We start from the raw sequence: 22595 nt of genomic DNA on the forward strand, positions 1-22595 counted from the left end.
CGTCCGGAATATCGGAGCGGGCCGGCGTCTCATCCGCTGAGGATGAGACGCCGGCCGCAGCCGCCATCCGCACGCCAGGCTGGCAGCGATGAACCGTCTGCTCCCCGGCCTGAGTCGCCGGAACCTCGGCCGAGAGCTGCTCGCCGGAGTCACCCTGATCGCGATCTCCATCCCGATCAACATCGGCTACGCGCAGATCGCCGGTCTGCCCCCGGTCGCCGGCCTGTACGCGCTCGTGCTTCCGACGATCGTGTGGGCGATCGTCACCTCGTCGCGTCAGCTCGTGGCCTCGCCCGATGCCTCGGCGGCGGCGCTGGTCGCATCCTCCATCGGCGGACTCGCGGCGGCCGGGTCACAGGGCTATGCGGCGATGGCGCTCGCGCAGGCGATCATCTGCGGGGTGCTCTTCCTCGCGATGTCCGCGTTCAAGCTGGGCTTTCTCGCGAACTTCCTCTCCACGCCCATCCTCGTCGGATTCATCGCGGGCCTCGCCCTCGACGTGCTCGTCTCCCAGGTCGCGAAGATGCTCGGCATCCACATCGACTCCGGCGCCGAGTTCGCGGAGAAGTGCGTGACACTCGTCACCGGTCTCCTCGGCGCGAACGCCTGGTCGATCCTGATCTCGGCATCCGCCGTGGTCGTGCTCCTCCTAGGGCGAAAGGTCCTCCCGATCGTCCCCTGGGCCCTGGTGGTGCTCGTGGTCGCCACGGCGGTCGTCGCTCTCACGCACGCCGGTGATGCCGGTGTCGCGGTCCTCGGCTCCGTGCCCTCTGGACCGCCGGTGCTCACCTGGCCGGTGCTCGACTGGCATCAGTGGATCGCTCTCGTTCCTTCGGCCCTCGCCCTCACGGCCGTGGCGACGACGGAGGGGCTGCTCGTCTCCCGCTCCTACGGGGAGCGGCATCGCCATCCGACACGTCCGAACCGCGACGTTCTGGCGTTCGGGGTGGCGAACGTCGCCGCGGGCGCGAGCGGCTCCTTCTCCGTCGGCGCATCCACGAGCCGGACGGCGGCGATGGATCAGGCCGGATCGCGGACCCAGCTCCCCTCTCTCGTCCTGGCCGCCGGCACCGTCCTCCTGCTCCTCTTCGGCACGGCTCTGCTCGCGGAGATCCCCTCGCCCGCGATCGGGGCGATCGTCGGCGTCGCCGTGGTCCCGCTGCTCGGCGTCTCGGAGTTCCGCGGGCTCTGGCGCCTGTCGCGCTTCGAGTTCTGGATCGCGGCCGTGTGCCTCCTGGTCACCGTGCTGGTGGGGGCCATCGCCGGGATCGTGGTCGCCTTCGTACTGGCCCTGGTGAACCTCGTCCGTCGCGCCGCGAACCCCGCGATCGATGTGCTCGCCGAGAACGACGACCCCGGTGCGTCCCTGCTGGACGAGGCGCCGACCGGTGTCCTCACCGCAGACGGGGTGATCGTCGTGCGGATGTCCGCTCCCCTGTTCTTCGCCAACGGCACGGTCTTCGCACAGGCCGTCGAGAGAGCCGTCGAGGCCGCGGGCTCCGAGCAGGTGCACAGCCTCGTCGTGGATATGGAGGGCATCACCGATGTCGACGTGACGGCGGCGCACGCCTTCGATGGGCTCCGCACGTGGTTGCGGGACAGGGAGATCGTTCTCGCGTTCAGTCGCACCCGCGTCGGCGCACGTCCTCGCCTCAGCCGCTTCGGGATCATCGGCGACGACGACCCCGTCTACTCGACGAACCGTGCGGCGGTGAGCGCGCTGACCGGCGTCGACCATGGCCCCACCACCACGGAAAGGTCCTGACCATGCTCGCCACCGTCATCGGGGAGATACTGCCCCTCACTCTCGCCATCGCCATCAGTCCGCTCACGATCGTCGCCGTCATCCTCACGCTGCTCTCGCCGAATGCCCGACGCACGGGGATCGGCTTCCTCCTGGGGTGGGGCATCGGCATCGTGGTGCCCGTGACCGTCTTCGTGCTGGTGGCGGGCGCACTGCCCCCGAAGACCGGCTCCGATGGACCGGACCCAATACGGGCGGTCATCCAGTTCGTGCTCGCGGCGCTCCTGCTCCTCCTCGCCGTCGTGCAGTGGCGCAGGCGGCCGGAGCCCGGCGCAGAGCCCGCGCTGCCGACGTGGATGTCGGCGATCGATTCCTTCACCTTCGCGCGCGCCCTGGGGCTCGGCCTGCTGCTCTCGATCCCCCGTCCGAAGAACCTGCTGATCGCCGCCAGCGCGGGAATGCTCATCGGCGGCGCCGGCCTCTCCTCGGCATCCGCCGCGATCGCGACTGCGGTGTTCGTGCTCTGCGCGGTCTCCACGGTGCTCATCCCGGTCGTCGCCTACCTCCTGGCCGCAGAGCGCCTCCGCGCGCCCATGGAGGCGCTCCGCGAGTGGCTCGCGCGGGAGAACGCGGTGATCACGACCGTGCTGCTCGTCGTCATCGGCGTGCTCATGATCGGCAAGGGCCTCGGCTCGCTCTGACTCATCCATCCGTCGGGCCGCGACCTGCGCGCCTGATCCTCACCGAAAAAGGGAATCACACATGTACTTCTGGGAAATCCTCAGCTGGATGCTCTGGGCCGTCGTCTTCATCAGCTACCTGTTCGCCCTGTTCGCGATCATCACCGACCTGTTCCGGGACCGCGCGCTCAACGGCTGGTGGAAGGCGGTGTGGATCGTCTTCCTGATCTTCCTGCCCTTCCTCACCGCCCTGGTCTACCTCATCGCCCGCGGAGGGGGCATGGCCGAGCGCGGACAGCGGGCGGCAGCGGACGCCGAGGACTCCGCACGGGCCTCACTCCGAGAGCTCGCCGGAAAGAGCCCCAGCGACGAGATCGCCGCCGCTTCGGCGCTCCTGCAGGCCGGCACGATCACCCAGGACGAGTTCGCCCTACTGAAGTCGAAGGCGCTGGCATGAGCGCGGCCTCCGGTGTCGGCACCGGCACGGCGGGCCCCTCGTCCGGCGCGCGCAAGACGTCCCCCATCGAGGTCAACGTCCTGAACTTCGCCAGGGCGGAGACCGATCTCATGTTCTCGCGGCTGGATGCAGGCTCGGGCCTCGGCGTGTGGAATCACACGTACCAGCTGAAGCCGCTCGACGATCAGCCGATCATCCGCCAGAATCGCGACACCCTGTACAGCAGTTCGATCGTGGACGTCCGGGATGGCGTGACGATCACGATCCCGAACACCCGTGGTCGGTACATCTCCGTGTTCGTGATCAATCAGGACCACTACGGCCAGGCCATCCTCCGCGACCCCGGTGAGCACGTGCTGACCCGCGAACTCGTCGGCACGGACTACGCGGGCATCATCGTGCGCATCCTCGTGGACCCTGCGGACGACGAGGATCTCGCCACGGTGAACCGTCTGCAGGACGCCCTCCGCATCGTCGGAGGCGGCACCGGACCGTTCCCGATGCCGGTCTACGATCAGGAATCGCACACCGCGACGCGCGCCGCGATCCTCGACCTCGCGCGCGGCGTCAGCAAGTACGACCACTCCTTCGGCACGGTGGAAGAGGTGGATCCGATCATGCACCTGCTCGGCACGGCATCCGGCTGGGGCGGGCTCCCCGAGTACGAGGCCACCTACATCAGCGTCGACGAGAACCTCCCCGTCGACGAGTACCGGCTCCGCCTCGCCGATGTCCCCGTCGACGCGTTCTGGTCGGTGTCCCTCTACAACGCGGCGGGCTTCTTCGAGGAGAACGCCCTCGGAGTCAACAGCATCAACAGCCTCACGGCGATTCCGGATGCCGACGGCGGCGTGACCGTGCGCTTCGGCGTACGACTGGACGGCGTCGCGAACGCCCTGCCGATCATGCCCGGCTGGAACTACGTGCTGCGCCTGTATCGTCCGCGACCGTCCGTCCTCGACGGCTCCTGGGTCGCGCCCCGTCCGGAGGTTCTCTAGAAGACGGGTGGGGGCGGTCGCGCCCCCACCCGTCTTCCCTCCTCTTCTCCCCCATCCCCCGTAAGGACTCAAAGAATGGTCCAGAAGACAGCCGAAGAGCTCGCAGAGGAGCTCGCGCGACTCACCGCGGCCAACGCCGAACTCACCCGCGCGCTCGATCAGGAGCGCGAGGGGAGCACCACCGATTCGGAGAAGACTGCCGAGGCTGTTCCGCACACCAGACCACCGCGTCGCTGGGGCCGGACGCTCCTGGCGGCCACGCTGATCGCAGTCGGCGTGCTGTTGTCCCCCGTCGCCGTGGTCTCGACCTGGGCGCACAGACAGCTCACCGACACCGCCTACTTCGTCGACACGTTCGCACCGCTGGCGAAGGATCCGGCCGTGCAGGGCTTCGTCGCCGACCAGGTCATCGCTGCGATCGAATCCCAGATCGACTTCGATCGCATCGCGGACGACCTCTTCGCCGGTCTCCAGGATCTCGACGTCGGGCCGAGGGCCCAGGAAGCGCTGGCGCTTCTGCAGGCTCCTGCCGTGTCCGGCATCCGATCCCTGATGGAGACGACGGTGACGGGCTTCATCACGTCGGACGCCTTCGCGGCGATCTGGGTCGACGCGCTGGAGCTCACGCATCGGCAGCTGGTGAACACGGCCACGGGCAGGGAGGACGCGGCGATCACGATCGGCGCCGGTCAGGTCGAACTGCAACTCGAGCCGATCATCCAGGCGGTGAAGGACGAGCTCATCGCCGATGGTTTCCCCCTCGCCGACCGTATTCCGACGATCTCCCGGTCGATCGTGATCGCCGAGGGCGATTCCGTCGGCCTCTATCTCGCCGTCTACCAGCTCGTCGTCGCGATCGGCGTCTGGGTGCCCTGGCTCATGCTGATCGCCCTCGTCGCGGGCGTGCTGTCGGCTCGCAGTCGGGCGCGCGGGGCGGCGTGGGCATCCGGAGCCGTCCTGGTGATGATGCTGCTGCTGGGGGTCGGCGTCGACGCCGGGCGGAACGTGTTCGCGCTGGCCGTCGCCTCCGCCGTCCCGCACGACGCGGCGCTGGCCGTCTACAGCGAGGTCCTCGGATTCGTCACGAGCATGACTCTCGCGCTGGGCACCCTCTCCGCCGCCGTGCTGGTGATCGCGCTCCTCGCCGGTCCGTCGCGCTGGGCTCTCGGTCTAAGACAGCACGCGCGCCGCGCGATCACCGCGATCAGGACCAGTGCGGAAGCGCACGGCTTCACCACAGGAGTCTTCGGGGAGCGCGTGGAGCGCGGCAAGAGACCGCTTCGGATCCTCATCGGCGCCTCCTGCGCCGCGTTCATCCTGCTCATGCGGCCACTCACGCCTGGGATGATCGTGAGCACCGCTCTCGTCGGCATCGGCGCGCTCGCGGTCCTCGAGCTCCTCTCGCGTCCGGCACCCGTCCCGACGCGATCAGCACCATCCACCAGCGAAGACCTCTCGAAGGAGATAAGAGCATGAATGACACCCACGACCGCACGATCCCCCTCGCCAGCGCGCCGAACCTGCGCGATCTCGGTGGGATCCCCACCGAGAACGGGACCGTGAAGCGCGGTCTCCTGTATCGGTCGGCGACGCTCTCCTCGCTGACCGATATCGACCAGCACTGGTTCGCCACGGCCGATGTGCGCACGGTGTACGACCTGCGCACAGCGGACGAGGCCGCCGCATCGCCGGACAACCTCCCGGCCGGCACGATGGGCCGGAACCTGGACGTGCTCGCCGGCAGCCCGACCAGCGTGGCCGCGGGCCTCGCAGAGCTCGCCGCCGATCCGGGAGCCTTCGCGTCGACTCTCGCGAACGGCCGCGGTGAGGAGCTGTTCGAGGAGACCTATCGCGACCTGGTCCGGATGCCGTCGGCCGTGAGCGCCTACCGCTCGTTCTTCCTGAGCCTGATCGACGGCGACCGTCAGGGTGCGGCCCTGTTCCACTGCACCACCGGCAAGGACCGTACCGGGTGGGCGGCGGCGTCAGTGCTCTCGCTTCTCGGCGCCGACATCGACGACGTGTACGACGACTACCTTCAGACCAACACCGACCTCCTGCCCGCCCTGGAACCGCTGCTGCAGCAGGCGGAGGCACACGGTGTGGAGCGCGACGTGCTCCTTCCCGTCCTCGGTGTGCGCGAGAGCTACCTCGCCGCGGCCTTCGCGGAGGTCGATGAGCGCTTCGGCGGTATGCGCACCTATGCGGCGGAGGGGTTGGGGCTGACCGACGAGGAGATTCACGCGCTCTCGGTGCTGCTCACCTGAGCCGCGCGCTCCCGTGCGAAAGCCGACACGTGGAGTGCGCCGTCACGGACGCAGAAAAGCCTCGGAGACTGGCGAGAGTCTCCGAGGCTTATCCGTGCACCCCCAGGGACTTGAACCCTGAACCCACTGTTCGTCCATCGGGGATTCCAACGTGATTGCTCGTGTTCCCAGACGCAACCTGACTGAATCCAGTCTGTGGGCGAGGCCAGCAGGTTCTATTCGCGAACCGAACGCGTAAGTTCCATCACCCGCTGCGAGTAGGTATCGCCGTCGATCTCGCCTTCGTCGTACTGACGCATCAGCTCATCGATCGCGGCCTGTAGTTCTGCTCGGTCCATGCCAGTCCCCTTGCTCGTGTGTGCCCAGGTCTACATCTCGTCTTCTTGCTCGCACCAGTGATCACCGGCGTGCCCCCGCGCGAGACGGCAGAACACCCCACCGAGCGGCTTGCGCCCGCGTGGGAAGTAAAGCGCGTTGCACCACTGATCTTGGTCCACCATCGCGAGCCTCCTGGTCTTACTCGGCACCATGCACGGAACGGCGCGCCCATTCATGCGCCAGGATGAGTCTAATCGCGACATTTGCAACGCACGGTCGAGCGCGGTCAGCTGCCCAACCTCTCACGTCTTGGTCCTGTCGCAAGATGTCAGGGCCTGGCCTTCGGCTTGTCAACGACCATGAGGAGAGTGCCTCAGAATCACCAGAATCGAGCCGTCACGACGTTCGCATCCCGAAACGAATCCGGCCCGCTCGATGCTCTCTTGGCGCTCCAGCGCAGTCATGATGCAGAGCAGAAGTTGTAGACGCAGAAAAGCCTCGGAGACTGGCGAGAGTCTCCGAGGCTTATCCGTGCACCCCCAGGGACTTGAACCCTGAACCCACTGATTAAGAGTCAGTTGCTCTGCCGATTGAGCTAGAGGTGCGTGGCCCGGTGAATCCCCCGGCCGAGGAATTACATTACCAGCGGATGGGCTCCATGTGAAATCGAGCGCATCCCTTCACTCCCGCCGCGCGTGTCGCACCGCGTCCAACGCGCCGGGGGCCGCTCGCTCCGCCGACTATCCTGGACTGGTGACCGCCTCCCCCAGCGCCGACAGCCTCTCCGCCGACCTCGAACTCGCCCTCCGGCTCGCCGACGCCGCCGATGCGCAGGCGCTGCCGCGCTTCGACAGCGCCGACCTCGAGATCTCCACCAAGGCGGACAACTCGCACGTCACCGACGCCGACCTCGCGACGGAGCGCGCGATCCGCGCGATCCTCGAGACCGAGCGCCCGGAGGACGGCATCTTCGGCGAGGAGTTCGGCGCCCAGGGCGACACGCACCGCCAGTGGATCGTCGACCCGATCGACGGCACCGCGAACTTCCTCCGCGGAGTGCCCCTCTGGGGCACCATGATCGCGCTGGCCGTCGACGGCGTGCCGCAGGTCGGCGTGGTCAGCATGCCGGCGCTCGGGCGTCGCTGGTGGGCCTCGACGGGAGCCGGAGCCTGGACGGCGACGGATGCCGGCCCGCGCCGCCTCCGCACGTCCGCCGTGGCCTCCCTCGACGATGCGAGCGTCAGCTTCCAGAGCATCGCGCAGTGGTCGCAAGCGGGCCACCTCGACACGCTGCTGACCCTGGCCGATCGCGTGTGGCGCGACCGCGCCTACGGCGACGTCTTCGCGTACATGCTGCTCGCGGAGGGGCGCCTGGACATGGTCGCGGAGTTCGACGTCAAGGAGTACGACATCGCTGCCGCCGTGCCGATCGTGCGCGAAGCCGGTGGACGCATGACGGCCTTCGACGGAGCCGAGACGATCTCGGCTCGCTCGACACTGGCAACCAACGGCATCCTTCACGACGCCTTCCTGGAACTCCTGCACGACTGACACTCGACGAGGCCACGAGATGACCCCACGCATCCCCATCGCCGCCGCCGCAGCACTCCTTCTCGCGGCGACGCTGACCGCGTGCTCCGGCGGCCCGGATTCGGACGCCACCCCCACCCCGAAGGGCACGAAGCCTGCTGCGGAGTCGACGGCCGAGCCCGCGGCGACCCATGCTCCGGAGACGCCCGTTGCCGATCCCACGTGCGAGACGATCGTGACAGAGGGAACGGTCGCAGGCCTCACGGACGCGGGATGGACGTCCGAGCGCAAGGACTTCATCATCGGCGACGTGGCGCTCCCCGACGGCATCCTCTGCTTCTGGGCCGACTTCTCGACCGGCACCGATCACGGCCAGCTGTACGGATGGTCGCCGATCTCCTCCGACGATGCCAACACGGCGCAGTCCTCCCTGCTCGCGCAGGGGTGGACGCGCGAAGACGGACCCGAGGGCCGCTACTTCACGGAAGACCCCGAGTTCTCCCTGGGCACCGACGAAGAGGGATACGGCATGACCTATCTCTTCGGCGATGGCTGGGTGAAGCTCGCAGACACGAAGCAGAGTCTGATCCTCATCGACTGGGCGGGCTGACGGCTTTCAGCCATCCAGCATCTTGCCCGGATTGAGGATCCTCCTCGGATCCAGAGCATCCTTGATGGCCCTCATCACGCCGATACCCGAAGGATGCTCCTCGATCAGGTCCTGCATCTTGCCCACGCCGATTCCGTGCTCGCCCGTGCAGGTGCCGCCGACCGCAAGCGCTCTGCGGATCATCCTCGAGGTGAGCGCCGCAGCGCGCTCCCTCTCGTCGTCATCGCCGTTCCTGAGCACGAACGCGAGATGGAAGTTCCCATCTCCCACGTGACCAGCGATCGGCGCCACGAGACCGCTCGCATCGATGTCCGCCTGCGTCTCCGTGATGCAGTCGGCGAGGTGAGAGATCGGCACGCAGACATCGGTCGACCAGGTGTATGAATCCGGTCTCAGCGCCTGCGCGGCCGGAAGAGCATCATGCCGGACCTTCCAGAACCGCTCGGGATCGTCGCCCTCGATCCGTCGACGCTCGAGCATGCCCTGCGCGGCCATGATGACCTCGAGCCGCTCCGCTTGATGCACGATGATGTGCGGATCGCCGCTCAGCTCGACGAAGAGCGTCGGCGCGGCCCGGAAGTCCGTGTGCGAGTACGAGTTCAGCGCCTCGATCTGCACCGTGTCGAGCAGTTCAGCGCGTCCGAGGTCGATCCCCGCATGCAGCGCCCGCTGCACGACGAGGGCGGCGGCTCTCACCGACGGGAAGGAGTACACGGCGAGCTCATGCGCCGCCGGCACGGGCGTGAGGCGCAGAGTCAGCTCGGTGATGATGCCGAGCGTCCCCTCCGATCCGACGAAGAGATGGGTCAGATCGTAGCCGGCAGCGGACTTCCGCGCCCGGCTGCCGGTACGGACGACCGAGCCGTCCGACATGACGACGGTGAGACCGCGCACGTTGTCGGCCATCGTGCCGTGCTTCACCGCATTCGTCCCGCTCGCACGCGTCGCCGCCATGCCGCCGATGGATGCGTCGACCCCCGGTCCCGCCACGAACTGCAGACCGTGGACGGCGAGCGCCGGATTGAGTTCGCTCCGCCTCACCCCCGCCTCCACGGTCGCGTCGGCCGAATCCGGATCGACATGCAGGACCCGATTCATCCGCATCAGGTCGACGACGACGCTCGCGGATCTCGTCGTGTCGTCGCGATCGCCCATATCCTCGCGCACGGAGAGGGCGTTCGCTCCGCCCTCCAGACCGGTGCCCGCTCCCCTGGCGATCACCGCTACGCCCGCCGTTCCGCAGATCCGCACGGCGGTGGCGACGTCATCCGTCGACTCCGCCAGGACGACGGCCAGCGCGGGCGCCCAACGGTGACGGGACCGGTCATGCGAGTAGGGGCGAACGTCGGAGAGATCCCGCAGCACGCGTCCTGGCAGCGCGAGCTCCAGGTCCCTGATCGTCGTATCGGGATCCTTGTCAGTGAGCACGCCGCCACGGAGTTCGTGCGCGTCCATCGCCGGCCCCGTCACCGCGCACCCCGGGAACGCAGGTACGTGCGTGTGAGCGCGAGCAGGCGGTCGTGCGCCTCGGGAAGCCCGATGGACACGCGGACACCCTCTCCATCGAAAGGCCGCACGGCGAGCGCCTGAGCGCTGCACAGCGCCGTGAATTGCTCTGACCCCGCCCCCAGGGGCAACCAGACGAAGTTCCCTTGCGCATCGGGGATGCTCATGCCGAGAGTCAGAAGCTCGTCCCTGACTCTCGTCCTCTCCCGCACCGTCCGCTCGACGCGATCCCGCACCGCCGGCAGTTCATCGAGTGAGGCGATCGCCGCCATCTGTCCTGCCTGAGACACGGCGAAGGGGACGGCGACCGTCGTGAGGTGGCGGGTGACCTCCTCCCGGGCCACGCAGTACCCCACCCTCAGCGCGGCGAGTCCATGCGCCTTGGAGAAGGTGCGCAGGATGAGCGCATTCGGGAACTCCCGCTGCAGCGCGAGCGAATCGAGCCGGTCCGCGGTCCGAACGTACTCGATATAGGCCTCATCGATCACCACGAGCACGTGCGCGGGCACCCGCGACAGGAACTCGCGCACCTCGGCGTGGCCCAACGCCGGTCCCGTCGGATTGTTGGGCGTGCAGAGGATCACGATCTTCGTCCGCTCCGTGATCGCGGCGAGCATCCCCTCCAGATCGTGCGTCAGATCCGGCCTCAAGGGCACGGACACGGCCCGCGCTCCTGTCTCGCCGATCGAGATCGGGTACGACTCGAAGGACCGCCAGGCGTAGACGATCTCATCCCTGCTGCCGTCCGGTCGCCGTCCGGCGAACACGCGCAGGATGTCGTTCAGGACCGCGAGGCTTCCCGCCCCCGCGACGATGCAGGACGCCGGCACCTGGAGGACCTCGGAGAGCTTCTCGCGGAGCGGAAGCGCCGTGGGATCCGGATAGACGTTGTGTCGGTCGGCGCGACGAATCGCGTCGACGACCGCGGGCAGCGGCTCGAACGGGTTCTCATTGGACGAGAGCTTGAATCCGGTGAGCCCTGCTCTCTGCTGCGCCGGTACACCCGGGCGATAACGGGGCAGCTCCTGGATCTCGGGACGCGGCTGCACTGCTCCCTTCGCGGCTGAGACCGACACGTCAGCTCACCGCGATCTGGCCGGTCTGCGCCGCGGTGTACTCCGGTGGGTAGATCATGTCCGCCGGAGGTTTCATCGTCTTTTTCGCCCAGGGATAGTAGACGGCGAACGTGACGACCATCGAGACCGCCCAGGAGATGTCGATTCCGCCGAGGACTCCCGCCAGCGGTCCGTGGAAGTCGCCGAGCATGCTGTAGGTGTCGCTCGTGAGGAAGGGGATCTGCACGAGGATGCCGATGCCGTAGGAGACGATCGCCGTGAGGTTCACGGCGCCGTAGCGGCCGCGACGATCGTAGAGAGCGGGGATGTCGATGCGCTCCTTCGATATCAGGTAGTAGTCGACGAGGTTGATGATGCTCCACGGGATGAAGACCGCGAGGAGCAGCAGCACGAAGTTCTTGAAGTTGTTGAGGAAGTCGGCGCTGGCGGCGATCGCGATCACCATCGTCAACGCGACGAAGACGATGATGTAGATCGATCGGGCTCGACGCGAGATCCTCGTCTCGGCATTGAAGCTCGTGATCACCGTCACCGTGCTCATGATGCCTCCGTACGCGTTGAGGGTGTTCGCGGTGAGCTTGCCGACGATGATGACCAGGTAGATCGCGAAGGCCGCGTACGCCGGCCCTGCGAGGTGCCCGACGAAGCCGACGGGACCCTCCAGCAGCGCGCCGCCGGACACTGCACCGATCAGGATGCCCAGAGTCATCGAGATCTGCGTTCCGGTCACGCTGCCGAGGAAGGTCGACCAGAACGTCGTCGCGACCGACGTGTCGGCCGGGAGGTATCGGGAGTAGTCGGCGACGTACGGCGCATACGTCATCTGCCAGCTCGCCCCGAGCGTGAGGCAGACCATGAAGGTGGCAGGATCCGTGGCCCCGGTGCCGAGCGTCGCGCCGACGTCGTAATTCGCGAAGAGCTGGATGAACAGGTACGTGAACCCGAGGATGCCCGCTGCCGTGGCGATCCGGCCCAGCACGTGGATCAGCTGATAGCCGAAGATCGAGACGATGACCGTCAGCGCTCCGAAGATCAGGATGCCGACGATCGGAGCAGATCCTGCGGCGGTCGGGATGCCGAGCAGATGATTGATCGCACTTCCGGAGAGAGCTGCGCCGGTCGAGGCGAACCCGAGGTACATGCAGATCACGAGGACGAGCGGGAGCGTCGCGCCGAGGACGCCGAACTGCGCTCTGCTGGAGATCATCTGCGGCAGCCCCATACGCGGCCCCTGGCCCGAATGCAGTGCCATGGTCACGCCGCCGATGACATTGCCCACGAGGACGGCCAGGATCGCCGTGAGCGGTTCGGCGTGGAAGATCGCGACGGCGATCAGGCCGGTGACGATCGCCGTGATCTGCATGTTCCCGCCGAACCAGAGCGTGAACTGGTTCAGCGGAGTGCCGTGCCTCTCGTCCTTCGGCACCATGTCGATGGTCCGGCGCTCGACGGCGAGGGTTCCGGTGTTGGTCGTCTGTTGACTCGTCATCGGGTCAACTCCTTTCGGGTTGGGAGAACGGGCGTCCGTCATTCGCGCGGCTCCGGGTGCGAATCCGCGCGCCGACGCACGGCGGGTCCTCTCTGTCAGATGTTCAGCTGGTGTCTCGACAGCGCCTGGGCGGCCGAGACGGTCGCGGAGACGGCGGTGCGCATGAGGCGGGCCGCCCGCAGCACCGGTGCCATGGTCGCCACGGCGCCGACCACGCCCCCATCCGCGAACACCGGTGCTGCGACCCCCCAGACCCCCTCGTCGACTTCGCCTGCGCTCATCGCGAATCCCCGCTCGCGCACGTCGGGCAGCAGCGACAGGATGCCAGACGCGGTCGACCCCGCGACTCCATTGCGGGCGAGGATGCCGTCGACCTCTCCCCGCGGCGTGTGCGCGAGGATCGCCTTCGCGCTGGCGCCCGCCACGAGCGGCACGACCTCACCGACGACGAAGGAGCATCGCAGCACGCTGGACCCGTCCGCCGTGTCGACGCACACCATGTCGTCTCCGCGACGCACGAGGAGTGCCGCGAACTCCAGCGTCCGACCGGCGAGCGTGTGCAGGATGCGCGACGTCGCATCCCCACTGAGCACGCTGCGGCGGTAGCGCTCAGCAAGAGAGATCGAGACGATGCCCGCGTGGTATCTGCCTCGCGACGGCCCCTCCTCGATGAGGCCGGCCTCGAGAAGAGACGTGATGCAGCGGTAGACGGCGCTAGACGGCAGACCGGTGTGCTCGCTGATCTGGGCGACGCGCGGAGCGTCCATTCGCGACATGGCCAGAAGCACCTGCGCGACGCGATCGAAGCTGCCGCTGGGCGGCCCCGCGGGCAATGCGACCTGAGACATACGTCGGATGCTACAAGGGCGTCATGCTCCCAGAAAAAGGAGATTTGCGCTCAGTGAGAATTCATCGGAGTGCATTTCAGAAGGCATAATCCAGGAAGGCATTCTTTGCATCTCGCATATCCCCATTAGTGACGGAATCCTCGCCGATTCGTTCTTCGGACACGAAGGTCGACGAGCGCCGCGTCTCGCGCACCCCATCGCCCGGGCCGTGGACGTCGGCACAGGATCAGCGCCCAGAGACGACAGAAGCCCCCGCGGATCCGAGGATCCACGGGGGCTTCTTCTCGCGACAGCGACCTGGTGGAGCTGGGGGGAATCGAACCCCCGTCCAACGCTGAGTCTCCACGCCTTCTCCGGGCGCAGTCTGTGAAGACGTTCTACTCGGCTCCGACCTTTGTCACAGACACCTAAGTCGACAAGCCCAGCCTGGGAAGAGTCCCACGTGACGTCCAGACGCCGTCACGCAGCAAGATTCCTAGATGACGCCAGGATCCGTATCGGAATCACATACGGCCTGACGGACTATCGGGCTCGCTTATGCAGCGAGGGCGAAGTCGTTGCGCTTGGTTTCGGCAACTATTTTTTTGCAGAGAGCGTTTACGAGATAACTCTGCATCCTCGGCCCGCTTCTCGTGGATTCACAGGCGCTGTCGAAACCGATCAGCCCCGTGGTCCTTCTCTCGAAGGAGCCGCTGTCGCACTGTTGACTTTTCAGTTCGGGAGCCGCAGCACCCGAGCATCACAGACTACAACCATTTCGCCTCGTCCGCCATTCCGGCCCCTGGCGTAGAGTCGGCGCATGAGCGAAGTCACGATCACCGTCCGCGGCGAGCACGAGTCTCGTGTCGCCCCCGAACGCGCCACCATCCACGTCGCCGTCCGTGCCGAGGGCTCGGAGCGGACGGAGGTCGTCGACCGACTCACCCGTCTCGCCGACCCGGTTCGCGCCACGCTCGCGGAGCGGAAAGCCGCAGGCACGCTCGTCGATTGGTCGAGCACTCGTCTCTCTGTGCGTGCCGAGCGCCCGTGGAACAACGAGGGCAAGCGTCTCGCGCCGGTCTACTACGCGAGCGTCGACCTCGCCGCGATATTCTCCGAGGCATCCGAGCTGTCGATCTGGGTGAGCGACATCTCCCCCTGGGACGGTGTCGAGGTCGGCTGGGTCGACTGGCACCTCACGCCGGACACGCGCTCTCGCGTCGAACAGGAGGTCGCCGCATCTGCGGTCGGCGTCGCCGTCACGCGTGCTCAGGCGTACGCGAGCGCACTCGGGCTGAGCGATGTCGTCCCGACCGCGATCGCCGACAACGGGCTGATCTCCGCGGGCCAACCGGTGTCGCCTGCTCCGATGATGATGAAGGCCGCCGCCGCCGACAGCGGCGGCGCTGCGCAGTACGAACCCGAAGAGATCGTCGTGGCGGCCACGGTGGAGGCGCGCTTCGTGGCGCGCTGAGATCACAACACCGTCCCGAAGGCGCCGCTGCTAGCGTCGGACCATGTCAACGACGGCTACGAGCGGGATGCCGCTGCGCGATTACCGCATCCACCGCTACGTCAACGCGTTCTGCCCCGAGTGCCATGCGGAAGATCCTGACCGCCCACTCTCCGAAGTGAAGCGCCTGTCGGGTTGGCTGGCCGATCGAGACGGCACGATCTGGCTGGAACGCGGTTGTCGCACGCACGGACTGCAGCGCACGCTGTACGACGAGTCCGCGGAGATCCTGCGGTATCTGGAACAGTGGACCGCGCCGACGAAGGTGCACGAGGCCGACCTCACCGGCAATTTCGCCCCTGTGCCCGAGGCCTACCTCTACGGGCTCCCCGAGATGCAGACGCAGCACACCTGCATCCTGCTCGCCGACATCACCGACCACTGCAACCTGCGCTGCCCGACCTGCTTCGCGGAGTCCAGCCCCGCGGCGACGGCGGTCGCTCCGCTCGACGAGGTACTAGCGACCGTCGACGCGAAGCTCTCGCGGGAGAACAACCGCATCGACGTGCTGATGCTCTCCGGTGGCGAGCCGACCCTGTACCCGTGGCTCGAACAGCTGCTCGAACAGCTCATCGCCCGACCGATCGTCCGCATCCTCATCAACTCGAACGGGCTGCGCATCGCGAACGACGACGAGTTCCTGGCCGTGCTGAAGCGGCACCGCGAGCGCGTGGAGATCTACCTGCAGTACGACGGCGAGGAGCCGGAGACGTCGCGTTTCCACCGCGGCGCCGACATCCGACACTTCAAGGAGCGGGCGCTCGCCCGCTTGTCGGGCGCCGGGATCTTCACGACCCTGACCATGACCGCCGCCCTCGGTGTGAACGACCACGAGATCGGCACCGTCATCCGCCGAGCCATGGTCACTCCCTATGTCGGAGGCGTGACGATCCAGCCGGTCTTCGGATCAGGACGATCGAGCGGGATCGATGTGATGGAGCGTCTGACCCACACCGGCGTGCTCGCCCGTCTCGGACCGCAGACCGACGGCGAGGTCACCTGGCAGGACCTCACCGCCCTCCCCTGCAGTCACCCGCACTGCTGCTCTGTCGGCTATCTGCTGCGCGACGACTCCGACTCCTGGCGCTCGCTCACCTCGCTCGTCGGTCACGAGCAGCTGAAGCAGTTCCTCGACCTGAATCCCGATCTGATCGCGAACCGGATCGCCGACAGCAACATCAACCAGGCGCTCAAGGACAGCGTGAAGCAGTCGCTTCTCGACCTCCTCAGCGAGCAGTCGTCGCTCTCCCATCCGTCGATCGGGTCGCTGTGGAAGGACATCTGCGCCGGCTGCGATCTCGGGATCGGCACGCTCACGAAGCTCGCCACGGCAGCACTGCCGGGGCAGCACAAGCGTCTGCGACAGTTCCTCGGCGAGCGGGTGAAACGCATCACGGTCAAGCCGTTCATGGACATCAACACCATGATCGAGGAGCGTCTGACGCAGTGCTGCGTGCACGTGGCCACGGTAAACGACGAGACCGACGCCCACCAGTGCGCACCGTTCTGCGCCGTGCAGGCGTGGAAGCCGCTGTCCGATCAGAAGCTCTCGACCGCCACAGGTCGCACCTCGCTGCCGCTGATCGCGTCTGCCTCGACGTCATGACCGACTGGCCGCTGAACCAGCGCGACCCGAGCGTCGGAGACCCTCCGAACGCTCGTGATCCGCTGCGGCTGTGCGTCAATGCGACGGTCGCACTGATCACGTGCATCCTCGGGCCGATCGCTCTGCTGGGCTTCGCGAGCATGGCCATCGTCGCCTACGCCCAAGCCCGCCGTGCAGGCCTCCTGCGCTCACGATGCAAGCTCGGCGACACACGCAACGTGCTCGCCTACCTGATCGTGCTCGCCGTTCTCGCGGCGGTGGCCATCCCGTTCTGGGTGCTCCTGTGGATGCGGATGCTGGGCTAGCGCGTGTTCCCGACACTGAACGACCTGTTCGGCTTCGGCCCGCCCATCGAGACCCACGGGTTCTTCGAGGGGATCGGGATGCTCGCCGGCGGCGTCGTCTTCTGGATCGAAGCGCGCCGGCGGGGCGCGAAGGATCCACGGATCCCCTATCTCGTGCTCGGCGCGCTGGTCGGCGCCGCGATCTTCGCGCGGCTGGGCACCTGGGCACAACATCTCGACCCGTCGAAGAATCTCAGCCTGGGTGAGCAGTTCCTGTCGGGCAACGCCTCGATCCTGTCGGCGCTGGTCGGCGCGTGGGCCGGAGTGCACGTGACGAAGCGGATCGTCGGCTACCGCGAACGCAGCGGTGATCTGTTCGCCCCTGCCGTCGCGCTCGCACTCGCCATCGGCCGCTTCGGGTGCCTGTTCACCGAGAAGCCCGGAACGCCCACCGGCGGAGACTGGGGCATCGTCCTGACACCCGAGCAGGCGGCGCGAGTGGGCGCGCCGGCCGGGGTGGGGCTGCATCCGAGCTTCGTCTACGAGATCGTGTTCCACGCCGCCGCCTTCGCCGTGCTCTGGTTCTGGCTGCGTCATCTCGGCATCCGCAGCGGGGAGACGCTGACGCTGTACATCGCCGCGTATGCGGTCTTCCGCTTCCTCGTCGAGTTCGTCCGCGGCAACGAAGTCGCCTGGCTCGTCTTCACCCGTCCGCAACTGTTCCTGCTCCTGACCCTGCCGCTGCTCGCCATCAGGCTTGCCTGGCTGTCGCGAAAGGGCGCATTCACCCCTGCCGATCGGAGGATCCAGAATGAGCATCAACCCGCCTGACGGCCTTCCCGAAGACGCTGATCCGATCGTTCCGCCGGAGCCGGTCGTGCCACCCGGGCCGGTCGTCCCACCCGAGCCCGTCGTCCCACCCGAGCCCGTCGTGCCGCCCGGGCCCGTCGTGCCGCCCGGCCCCGCCGTCCCACCCGAGCCCGTCGTGCCGCCGGCACCCCCGTCGGCACCGCCCTATCCCGGCTCCGCGCAACCGTACTCGGGAACGCCGGCGCCGTACCCCGGCCCGCCGCCGTACTCGGGTCCTCTGCCGCAGCCGGGAACAGCCGGTCAGCCTGCCCAGCCTCCCTATGATCCGTACGCCTACCCGCACCACCCTCAACAGGGACGCGGGCTGGGAAACGGCGCGAAGGTCGGCATCGGCACCGGGATCGGATGCCTGTCGTACATCGTCGCCTTCGTGCTGTTCCTCAGTGTGATCTCAGCGCTCAGTTTTGCGGGCACCGCCGCGTACTTCGTGATCTTCGGGCTCCCGGTCCTGATCGGAATCGGGCTGCTGTTCTCCCCGCGGTCACGAGGCATCGGGGTCGGGATGCTGATCGTCTCGGCGGCCGCATGGCTCATCGTGATCGGGCCGTGCATCGGCCTGATATCGGGCTAGTCCGTTCAGTCTCCGTCGGCGAACGGCGCGAGATCTGCCGCGAGCCGCTCCGACACCCGTGCGCGCACGGCGGTTCCCGCCTCGCGGTGCTCGACGGCGAGCAGCATCCCGGTCTCGTGGATCGCAGCGACGAGGTCTCCCCTGTCGTACGGGATGACGGCGTGCACCTCGATCGCCGGCTGGGGCAGCGCCTCCTCGATGGCGGCGCGCAACTCCTCGATGCCCTCGCCGGAACGCGACGACACGAAGTGCGCGCGCGGCTCCAGGCCGCGGAGCACGAGTCGGTCGTCCTCGCTGATCAGGTCAGCCTTGTTGAAGACGACGATCTCCGGCATGTCCCGCACGCCGACGTCGCCCATCACATCGCGGACGGTCTGGAGCTGTCCTGCCGGGTCGGGGTGCGAACCATCGACCACGTGCAGAACGACATCGGCGTCGCCCACCTCTTCGAGCGTCGAACGGAAGGCCTCGACGAGCTGGTGCGGCAGGTTGCGCACGAAGCCCACGGTGTCGGTGAGCGTGTACACGCGACCGTCGGAGGTCTCCGAGCGTCGCACGGTCGCGTCGAGCGTCGCGAACAGTGCGTTCTCGACGAGCACCCCGGCGCTGGTGAGCGCATTCAGGAGACTGGACTTGCCCGCGTTCGTGTAGCCCGCGATCGCCACGGACGGGATGGTGTTGCGCTTGCGTTCGGCTCGCTTCGCCTCCCGGGCGGGTCCGAAGTCACGGATCTGACGGCGCAGCAACGCCATCTTCGTGCGGATGCGGCGGCGATCGAGTTCGATCTTCGTCTCACCGGGGCCGCGCGAGCCCATACCCGCGCCGCCGGCGCCGACCTGTCCACCGGCCTGACGACTCATGGACTCGCCCCAGCCGCGCAGACGAGGAAGGAGATACTCGAGCTGAGCGAGCTCGACCTGGGCCTTGCCCTCACGGCTCTTCGCGTGCTGGCTGAAGATGTCGAGAATGACCGTGGTGCGGTCGATGACCTTCACCTTGACGACGTCCTCCAGGGCACGACGCTGGCTCGGTGCGAGCTCGGTGTCTGCGATGACGGTGTCCGCGCCGGTCGCGGCGACGATGCCCTTGAGCTCCTGGGCCTTGCCGCGGCCGATGTACGTGGCGGCATCCGGGTGCGGCCTGCGCTGCAGAACCCCGTCGAGCACGACGGCTCCAGCCGTCTCCGCGAGTGCTGCGAGCTCACGCAGGGAGTTCTCGGCGTCCTCCTGCGCTCCCTGCGGGTACACCCCGACGAGCACGACGTTCTCGAGTCGAAGCTGCCGGTACTCGACCTCGGTGACATCTTCGAGCTCGGTGGAGAGGCCGCCCACACGACGCAGCGCATGACGATCTTCGAGATCCCACTGATCTCCGTCCGAACGGGTGTGCGCGGCGGTCGATTCATCCTGCAGCGCCTGTGCGGCACCGAACACGCGCACCTCCGTGCGCTTCTCGGCGTTCGCGAGAACGCGGTCGACGGCTTCGTCGTCGGTGGAGGGGGTTGTGGTGTCCGTCATCCGTTCCTGATCTCTGGGTTTTGTAGCGAGTCTTAACCTTAGCCCGCCCTGTCCGGTACGCTCACGGTATGGGGTCCGACCATTACTTCACTGCGGCCCCGGCAAGCCCCGAGAACCTGCGGACGATCAGTGTGTCGCTCGCAGGCCGTGAGGTCGACGTCACCACCGCCGGCGGCGTCTTCAGCCCGGATCGGCTGGATGCCGGAACTGCGGTTCTCCTCGCCAACATGCCCCCGGTACCGCCGGGTGGCCATCTTCTCGACCTCGGAAGCGGCTGGGGTCCCATCACGCTGTCGATGGCGTTGGCCGCTCCGCACGCGACCGTGTGGGCCGTCGACGTGAACGAACGCGCCCTCGACCTCGTGCGGCGCAATGCCGCAGCGCTCGGGCTCACCAATGTCAACGCATCATTGCCCGATGATGTTCCCGAAGACGTGACGTTCCGCACGATTCGCTCGAATCCTCCGATCCGGGTCGGCAAGAACGAGCTGCACGGGCTTCTGGAACGGTGGATCCCCCGGCTGGACGAGCGCAGCGATGCATGGCTCGTCGTGCAGCGCAATCTCGGGGCGGACTCGCTGCAGCGCTGGATCGCCGCATCCTTCCATCCCGGGTACAGCGTGTTCCGCACGGCGACCGGCAAGGGCTATCGGATCCTCAAGGTCCGCAAGCACGGGACGCCCCCCACGGAGCCGATCGCACTCACGGGGCTGTGACCCCCGCGACGGTCACCGCTGAGCGGCCGTCCTGAGCAGGCCGGGAAGATCGGCCATGTCCGCGAAGACGGTCGTCCCCTCGCCGTCCAGCCAAGACGGCGGCGTGAGTCCGCCGACGTAGCCGAACGATCGCATTCCGGCCGCACGCGCTGCTGCCACGCCGAAGCGGCTGTCCTCGATGACGACGCACCGAGATGGCTCGACTCCCATGCGCGCCGCCGCGTGCAGGAAGAGGTCCGGCGCGGGTTTCCCCTCATCCACGTCGTCGGCGCTGAAGATCCGCCCGTCGAACGTCGGCAGCAGTCCCGTCAAGCTCAGATTCCGTCGGATCTTGTCGTGCGAACCGCTCGAGGCCACGCACATGGCGCCGCCTATCGCGGCGATCGCCGCTTCGACGCCCTCCACCGCGGTGAGGTCGCTCTCGAAGACCTCCAGATACCACTGCTGGTAGGGCTCCTCCCAGTCGTCCGGCAACGGGCGCCCGAGGTGCGCTTCGACGTCGGCGCGGAAGTGAGTAGCAGAGCGCCCGACGAAGCGATGCACGATCTCCTCGGTGGTCAGCGTCCACCCGAGGTCCGTCAGAACTCGCCGATCGATCTCCACGGACAACCGCTCGCTGTCGACGAGCACGCCGTCGCAGTCGAAGATGACCAGCTCGATCGGCTCCGCGCCCGACATCAGACCAGATCGACCTCGCCGTGGAACACGAGCGTCGCGGGACCGGACAGCGCGACGTGCTCGCCGTCCTCCGCGGGGAACATCCGCACTCCGAGCGTCCCGCCCGGCACATCGACACGCCAGTTGTTCGGAGCCTTCTCCCCCGCCCAGTACCGCACGGCGAGAGCCGTGGCAGCCACCCCTGTCCCGCAGCTCAGCGTCTCGCCCACACCGCGCTCCGAGACCCGCATCTTCACGTGACCGATGCCGTCGCGGACGAGCGGCTCACCCGGGACGACGAACTCCACGTTCGCTCCGGCCGGCAGCGCGGGGTCGAGCTCGGGAGTGCGGTGCAGCTCGAGCGAGGCCAGCTCGGCGTCCGATGCCAGCGCGACGACGACGTGAGGATTGCCGACGTCGATGCCGAGGCCGGGGCGGGTCACGGAGAGCCCGCCTGCGGTGACCAGGGGATCGTCTCCGGAGAGCTTCCAGAGCCCGAGGTCGACCTGATATCCGCTCTCGCTGCGCGTCACATCCCGTACTCCGGCGCGCGTGCCGATCGGCAGCGTGGATCCCGGTTCGATCGCGGCGAGTCCCGAACGCACCAGATAGTGCACGAACACGCGGATGCCGTTGCCGCACATCTCCGCGATCGAACCATCGGCGTTGCGGTAGTCCATGAACCATTCGGCGGCGGGCTCCTCCGCCAGCGCCGCAGCACCGTCAGGGATCGCGGAGGACCGTACGACCCGAAGGATGCCGTCTCCGCCGATGCCGAAGTGGCGATCGCACAGAGCAGCGACCTGTTCGCTCGTGAGGTCGAGTTCCCCATCGGGGTCGGCGATGATGACGAAGTCGTTGCCGGTGCCGTGCCCTTTGGTGAATGCGACCATGTCCCCAGTCTAGGGAGGTCGGCTATGCGTCGGCGATGAGCCGCTTGCCCGTGTTCGCGACGGCGAAGCGTTCGTACCCGAGGCTGTCGTAGAACCCCAGGACGCCCTCGTTGCCCTCGCGCACCATGAGCTGCACCTTCGGGCAGCCCATGTCGAGAAGTCGTGCCTCTGCGTCGTGGACGAGGGCGCGAGCGACTCCACGACCGCGATGAGAGACCGCGGTGGCGAGGTAGTACAGCCACCCTCGATGACCGTCGTAACCGGCCATCACGCTGCCGACAGGGACACCGGGCATCGACGGATCCTCGACGACGAGGAAGAGCTCCGGCTGCACCGAGAGCTTTCGCTCTATGTCGAGCCTGGGGTCGTTCCACGGTCGCGTGAGACCCGCTTCCGCCCAGAGGGCGATGACGCCGTCGGTGTCGTCGCGTCGGAAGGGTCTCACATGCCAGGTCATGGCCTCCAC

General features: G+C 67.5%; 23 protein-coding genes, 1 tRNA gene and 1 other RNA gene. 14 read left to right on the top strand and 11 right to left on the bottom strand.

Annotated features, from left to right (window positions below):
- The first annotated feature begins 88 nt into the window (after nucleotides 1-88).
- The 6 genes from ACFVRO_RS12945 to ACFVRO_RS12970 all read left to right on the top strand — a co-directional run bounded on the left by ACFVRO_RS12945 (nucleotide 89) and on the right by ACFVRO_RS12970 (nucleotide 6146).
- Nucleotides 89-1765: a SulP family inorganic anion transporter gene (locus tag ACFVRO_RS12945; protein ID WP_386952909.1), complete on the top strand. Its 1677-nt coding sequence runs from the start codon at nucleotides 89-91 to the stop codon at nucleotides 1763-1765.
- 2 nt (nucleotides 1766-1767) lie between these two features.
- Nucleotides 1768-2445, top strand: coding sequence for a GAP family protein (locus ACFVRO_RS12950; RefSeq protein ID WP_386952912.1), 678 nt, complete (start codon nucleotides 1768-1770; stop codon nucleotides 2443-2445).
- A gap of 61 nt (nucleotides 2446-2506) precedes the next feature.
- Nucleotides 2507-2881: a PLDc N-terminal domain-containing protein gene (locus ACFVRO_RS12955; protein WP_223586547.1), complete on the top strand. Its 375-nt coding sequence runs from the start codon at nucleotides 2507-2509 to the stop codon at nucleotides 2879-2881.
- Nucleotides 2878-3879, top strand: coding sequence for a DUF1214 domain-containing protein (locus tag ACFVRO_RS12960; RefSeq protein WP_386952915.1), 1002 nt, complete (start codon nucleotides 2878-2880; stop codon nucleotides 3877-3879). The genes ACFVRO_RS12955 and ACFVRO_RS12960 overlap by 4 nt, the downstream gene beginning before the upstream one ends.
- A 75-nt stretch (nucleotides 3880-3954) precedes the next feature.
- Nucleotides 3955-5355, top strand: coding sequence for a hypothetical protein (locus tag ACFVRO_RS12965; RefSeq protein WP_386952918.1), 1401 nt, complete (start codon nucleotides 3955-3957; stop codon nucleotides 5353-5355).
- Entirely contained in the window at nucleotides 5352-6146 is a 795-nt protein-coding gene (locus tag ACFVRO_RS12970; RefSeq protein WP_386952921.1) for a tyrosine-protein phosphatase, read from the top strand. The genes ACFVRO_RS12965 and ACFVRO_RS12970 overlap by 4 nt, the downstream gene beginning before the upstream one ends.
- Nucleotides 6147-6361: 215 nt before the next feature.
- Here ACFVRO_RS12970 and ACFVRO_RS12975 read toward each other — a convergent pair whose 3' ends face one another.
- Complete coding sequence (locus tag ACFVRO_RS12975; RefSeq protein ID WP_386952925.1) at nucleotides 6362-6484, bottom strand: hypothetical protein; 123 nt, start codon at nucleotides 6482-6484, stop codon at nucleotides 6362-6364.
- A 512-nt stretch (nucleotides 6485-6996) separates the two neighbouring features.
- A tRNA-Lys gene (locus tag ACFVRO_RS12980) sits at nucleotides 6997-7069 on the bottom strand.
- A gap of 148 nt (nucleotides 7070-7217) precedes the next feature.
- Here ACFVRO_RS12980 and ACFVRO_RS12985 point away from each other — a divergent pair.
- Together ACFVRO_RS12985 and ACFVRO_RS12990 are read left to right on the top strand one after the other, a co-directional pair.
- Nucleotides 7218-8015 carry an inositol monophosphatase family protein gene (locus ACFVRO_RS12985; protein ID WP_105673254.1) on the top strand — a complete coding sequence of 266 codons (798 nt, stop codon included), beginning with the start codon at nucleotides 7218-7220 and terminating at the stop codon, nucleotides 8013-8015.
- A gap of 19 nt (nucleotides 8016-8034) precedes the next feature.
- On the top strand, nucleotides 8035-8604 hold the full coding sequence (locus ACFVRO_RS12990; RefSeq protein ID WP_386952928.1) for a hypothetical protein: 570 nt from the start codon (nucleotides 8035-8037) through the stop codon (nucleotides 8602-8604).
- Between the two features lie 6 nt (nucleotides 8605-8610).
- Here the strand turns inward: ACFVRO_RS12990 and ACFVRO_RS12995 are convergent, their stop codons facing one another.
- The 5 genes from ACFVRO_RS12995 to ssrA all read right to left on the bottom strand — a co-directional run bounded on the left by ACFVRO_RS12995 (nucleotide 8611) and on the right by ssrA (nucleotide 14191).
- Nucleotides 8611-10059 (bottom strand): FAD-binding oxidoreductase, encoded by a 1449-nt coding sequence (locus ACFVRO_RS12995; protein ID WP_386952931.1) that lies wholly within the window; start codon nucleotides 10057-10059, stop codon nucleotides 8611-8613.
- An 11-nt stretch (nucleotides 10060-10070) separates the two neighbouring features.
- Nucleotides 10071-11159, bottom strand: coding sequence for a histidinol-phosphate transaminase (locus ACFVRO_RS13000; RefSeq protein WP_386952934.1), 1089 nt, complete (start codon nucleotides 11157-11159; stop codon nucleotides 10071-10073).
- A 28-nt stretch (nucleotides 11160-11187) separates the two neighbouring features.
- Nucleotides 11188-12675 (bottom strand): purine-cytosine permease family protein, encoded by a 1488-nt coding sequence (locus ACFVRO_RS13005; RefSeq protein WP_386952935.1) that lies wholly within the window; start codon nucleotides 12673-12675, stop codon nucleotides 11188-11190.
- 95 nt (nucleotides 12676-12770) lie between these two features.
- Nucleotides 12771-13523, bottom strand: a complete 753-nt coding sequence (locus ACFVRO_RS13010; RefSeq protein WP_386952938.1) for an IclR family transcriptional regulator — start codon at nucleotides 13521-13523, stop codon at nucleotides 12771-12773.
- Between the two features lie 298 nt (nucleotides 13524-13821).
- Nucleotides 13822-14191, bottom strand: a transfer-messenger RNA (tmRNA) gene (gene ssrA, locus ACFVRO_RS13015).
- A 131-nt stretch (nucleotides 14192-14322) separates the two neighbouring features.
- Here ssrA and ACFVRO_RS13020 point away from each other — a divergent pair.
- The 5 genes from ACFVRO_RS13020 to ACFVRO_RS13040 are packed head-to-tail and all read left to right on the top strand — an operon-like array spanning nucleotide 14323 to nucleotide 18346.
- The gene (locus tag ACFVRO_RS13020) at nucleotides 14323-14976 is read left to right on the top strand and encodes an SIMPL domain-containing protein (RefSeq protein ID WP_386952940.1); all 654 of its coding nucleotides are present in this window, start codon (nucleotides 14323-14325) and stop codon (nucleotides 14974-14976) included.
- A gap of 43 nt (nucleotides 14977-15019) precedes the next feature.
- Complete coding sequence (locus tag ACFVRO_RS13025; RefSeq protein WP_386952943.1) at nucleotides 15020-16621, top strand: radical SAM protein; 1602 nt, start codon at nucleotides 15020-15022, stop codon at nucleotides 16619-16621.
- Complete coding sequence (locus ACFVRO_RS13030; protein ID WP_386952946.1) at nucleotides 16618-16926, top strand: hypothetical protein; 309 nt, start codon at nucleotides 16618-16620, stop codon at nucleotides 16924-16926. The genes ACFVRO_RS13025 and ACFVRO_RS13030 overlap by 4 nt, the downstream gene beginning before the upstream one ends.
- A gap of 3 nt (nucleotides 16927-16929) precedes the next feature.
- Nucleotides 16930-17736: a prolipoprotein diacylglyceryl transferase gene (locus ACFVRO_RS13035; RefSeq protein ID WP_386952949.1), complete on the top strand. Its 807-nt coding sequence runs from the start codon at nucleotides 16930-16932 to the stop codon at nucleotides 17734-17736.
- A complete protein-coding gene (locus tag ACFVRO_RS13040; protein WP_386952952.1) occupies nucleotides 17717-18346 on the top strand; it encodes a hypothetical protein in 630 nt (209 codons plus the stop codon). Before ACFVRO_RS13035 ends, ACFVRO_RS13040 begins: the two co-directional genes overlap by 20 nt.
- A 5-nt stretch (nucleotides 18347-18351) precedes the next feature.
- Here the strand turns inward: ACFVRO_RS13040 and hflX are convergent, their stop codons facing one another.
- On the bottom strand, nucleotides 18352-19863 hold the full coding sequence (hflX, locus tag ACFVRO_RS13045; RefSeq protein ID WP_386952955.1) for a GTPase HflX: 1512 nt from the start codon (nucleotides 19861-19863) through the stop codon (nucleotides 18352-18354).
- 68 nt (nucleotides 19864-19931) lie between these two features.
- On the opposite strand from hflX, the gene ACFVRO_RS13050 reads away from it, so the two are divergent.
- Nucleotides 19932-20579, top strand: coding sequence for a class I SAM-dependent methyltransferase (locus tag ACFVRO_RS13050; protein WP_223586562.1), 648 nt, complete (start codon nucleotides 19932-19934; stop codon nucleotides 20577-20579).
- Between the two features lie 12 nt (nucleotides 20580-20591).
- Here ACFVRO_RS13050 and ACFVRO_RS13055 read toward each other — a convergent pair whose 3' ends face one another.
- Genes ACFVRO_RS13055 through ACFVRO_RS13065 form a run of 3 tightly spaced genes read right to left on the bottom strand, consistent with a single transcriptional unit; the run spans nucleotide 20592 to nucleotide 22586 of the window.
- Nucleotides 20592-21257, bottom strand: a complete 666-nt coding sequence (locus ACFVRO_RS13055) for an HAD family hydrolase (protein WP_386952958.1) — start codon at nucleotides 21255-21257, stop codon at nucleotides 20592-20594.
- Nucleotides 21257-22129, bottom strand: a complete 873-nt coding sequence (gene dapF, locus ACFVRO_RS13060; RefSeq protein WP_386952960.1) for a diaminopimelate epimerase — start codon at nucleotides 22127-22129, stop codon at nucleotides 21257-21259. The genes ACFVRO_RS13055 and dapF overlap by 1 nt, the downstream gene beginning before the upstream one ends.
- Before the next feature lie 22 nt (nucleotides 22130-22151).
- On the bottom strand, nucleotides 22152-22586 hold the full coding sequence (locus tag ACFVRO_RS13065; RefSeq protein ID WP_386952963.1) for a GNAT family acetyltransferase: 435 nt from the start codon (nucleotides 22584-22586) through the stop codon (nucleotides 22152-22154).
- Nucleotides 22587-22595: the final 9 nt, after the last annotated feature.

The sequence above is a fragment of the Microbacterium sp. NPDC057944 genome, from assembly GCF_042887445.1.
GTDB lineage: Bacteria > Actinomycetota > Actinomycetes > Actinomycetales > Microbacteriaceae > Microbacterium > Microbacterium natoriense.

Bases quoted from the DNA above. Each gene is read 5' to 3' on its own strand.
- ACFVRO_RS12945 (WP_386952909.1), top strand. From the start codon at position 89: ATGAACCGTCTGCTCCCCGGCCTGAGTCGCCGGAACCTCGGCCGAGAG.
- ACFVRO_RS12950 (WP_386952912.1), top strand. From the start codon at position 1,768: ATGCTCGCCACCGTCATCGGGGAGATACTGCCCCTCACTCTCGCCATC.
- ACFVRO_RS12955 (WP_223586547.1), top strand. From the start codon at position 2,507: ATGTACTTCTGGGAAATCCTCAGCTGGATGCTCTGGGCCGTCGTCTTC.
- ACFVRO_RS12960 (WP_386952915.1), top strand. From the start codon at position 2,878: ATGAGCGCGGCCTCCGGTGTCGGCACCGGCACGGCGGGCCCCTCGTCC.
- ACFVRO_RS12965 (WP_386952918.1), top strand. From the start codon at position 3,955: ATGGTCCAGAAGACAGCCGAAGAGCTCGCAGAGGAGCTCGCGCGACTC.
- ACFVRO_RS12970 (WP_386952921.1), top strand. From the start codon at position 5,352: ATGAATGACACCCACGACCGCACGATCCCCCTCGCCAGCGCGCCGAAC.
- ACFVRO_RS12975 (WP_386952925.1), bottom strand. From the start codon at position 6,484: ATGGACCGAGCAGAACTACAGGCCGCGATCGATGAGCTGATGCGTCAG.
- ACFVRO_RS12990 (WP_386952928.1), top strand. From the start codon at position 8,035: ATGACCCCACGCATCCCCATCGCCGCCGCCGCAGCACTCCTTCTCGCG.
- ACFVRO_RS12995 (WP_386952931.1), bottom strand. From the start codon at position 10,059: ATGGACGCGCACGAACTCCGTGGCGGCGTGCTCACTGACAAGGATCCC.
- ACFVRO_RS13005 (WP_386952935.1), bottom strand. From the start codon at position 12,675: ATGACGAGTCAACAGACGACCAACACCGGAACCCTCGCCGTCGAGCGC.
- ACFVRO_RS13010 (WP_386952938.1), bottom strand. From the start codon at position 13,523: ATGTCTCAGGTCGCATTGCCCGCGGGGCCGCCCAGCGGCAGCTTCGAT.
- ACFVRO_RS13020 (WP_386952940.1), top strand. From the start codon at position 14,323: ATGAGCGAAGTCACGATCACCGTCCGCGGCGAGCACGAGTCTCGTGTC.
- ACFVRO_RS13025 (WP_386952943.1), top strand. From the start codon at position 15,020: ATGTCAACGACGGCTACGAGCGGGATGCCGCTGCGCGATTACCGCATC.
- ACFVRO_RS13030 (WP_386952946.1), top strand. From the start codon at position 16,618: ATGACCGACTGGCCGCTGAACCAGCGCGACCCGAGCGTCGGAGACCCT.
- ACFVRO_RS13040 (WP_386952952.1), top strand. From the start codon at position 17,717: ATGAGCATCAACCCGCCTGACGGCCTTCCCGAAGACGCTGATCCGATC.
- hflX (WP_386952955.1), bottom strand. From the start codon at position 19,863: ATGACGGACACCACAACCCCCTCCACCGACGACGAAGCCGTCGACCGC.
- ACFVRO_RS13050 (WP_223586562.1), top strand. From the start codon at position 19,932: ATGGGGTCCGACCATTACTTCACTGCGGCCCCGGCAAGCCCCGAGAAC.
- ACFVRO_RS13055 (WP_386952958.1), bottom strand. From the start codon at position 21,257: ATGTCGGGCGCGGAGCCGATCGAGCTGGTCATCTTCGACTGCGACGGC.
- dapF (WP_386952960.1), bottom strand. From the start codon at position 22,129: ATGGTCGCATTCACCAAAGGGCACGGCACCGGCAACGACTTCGTCATC.
- ACFVRO_RS13065 (WP_386952963.1), bottom strand. From the start codon at position 22,586: ATGACCTGGCATGTGAGACCCTTCCGACGCGACGACACCGACGGCGTC.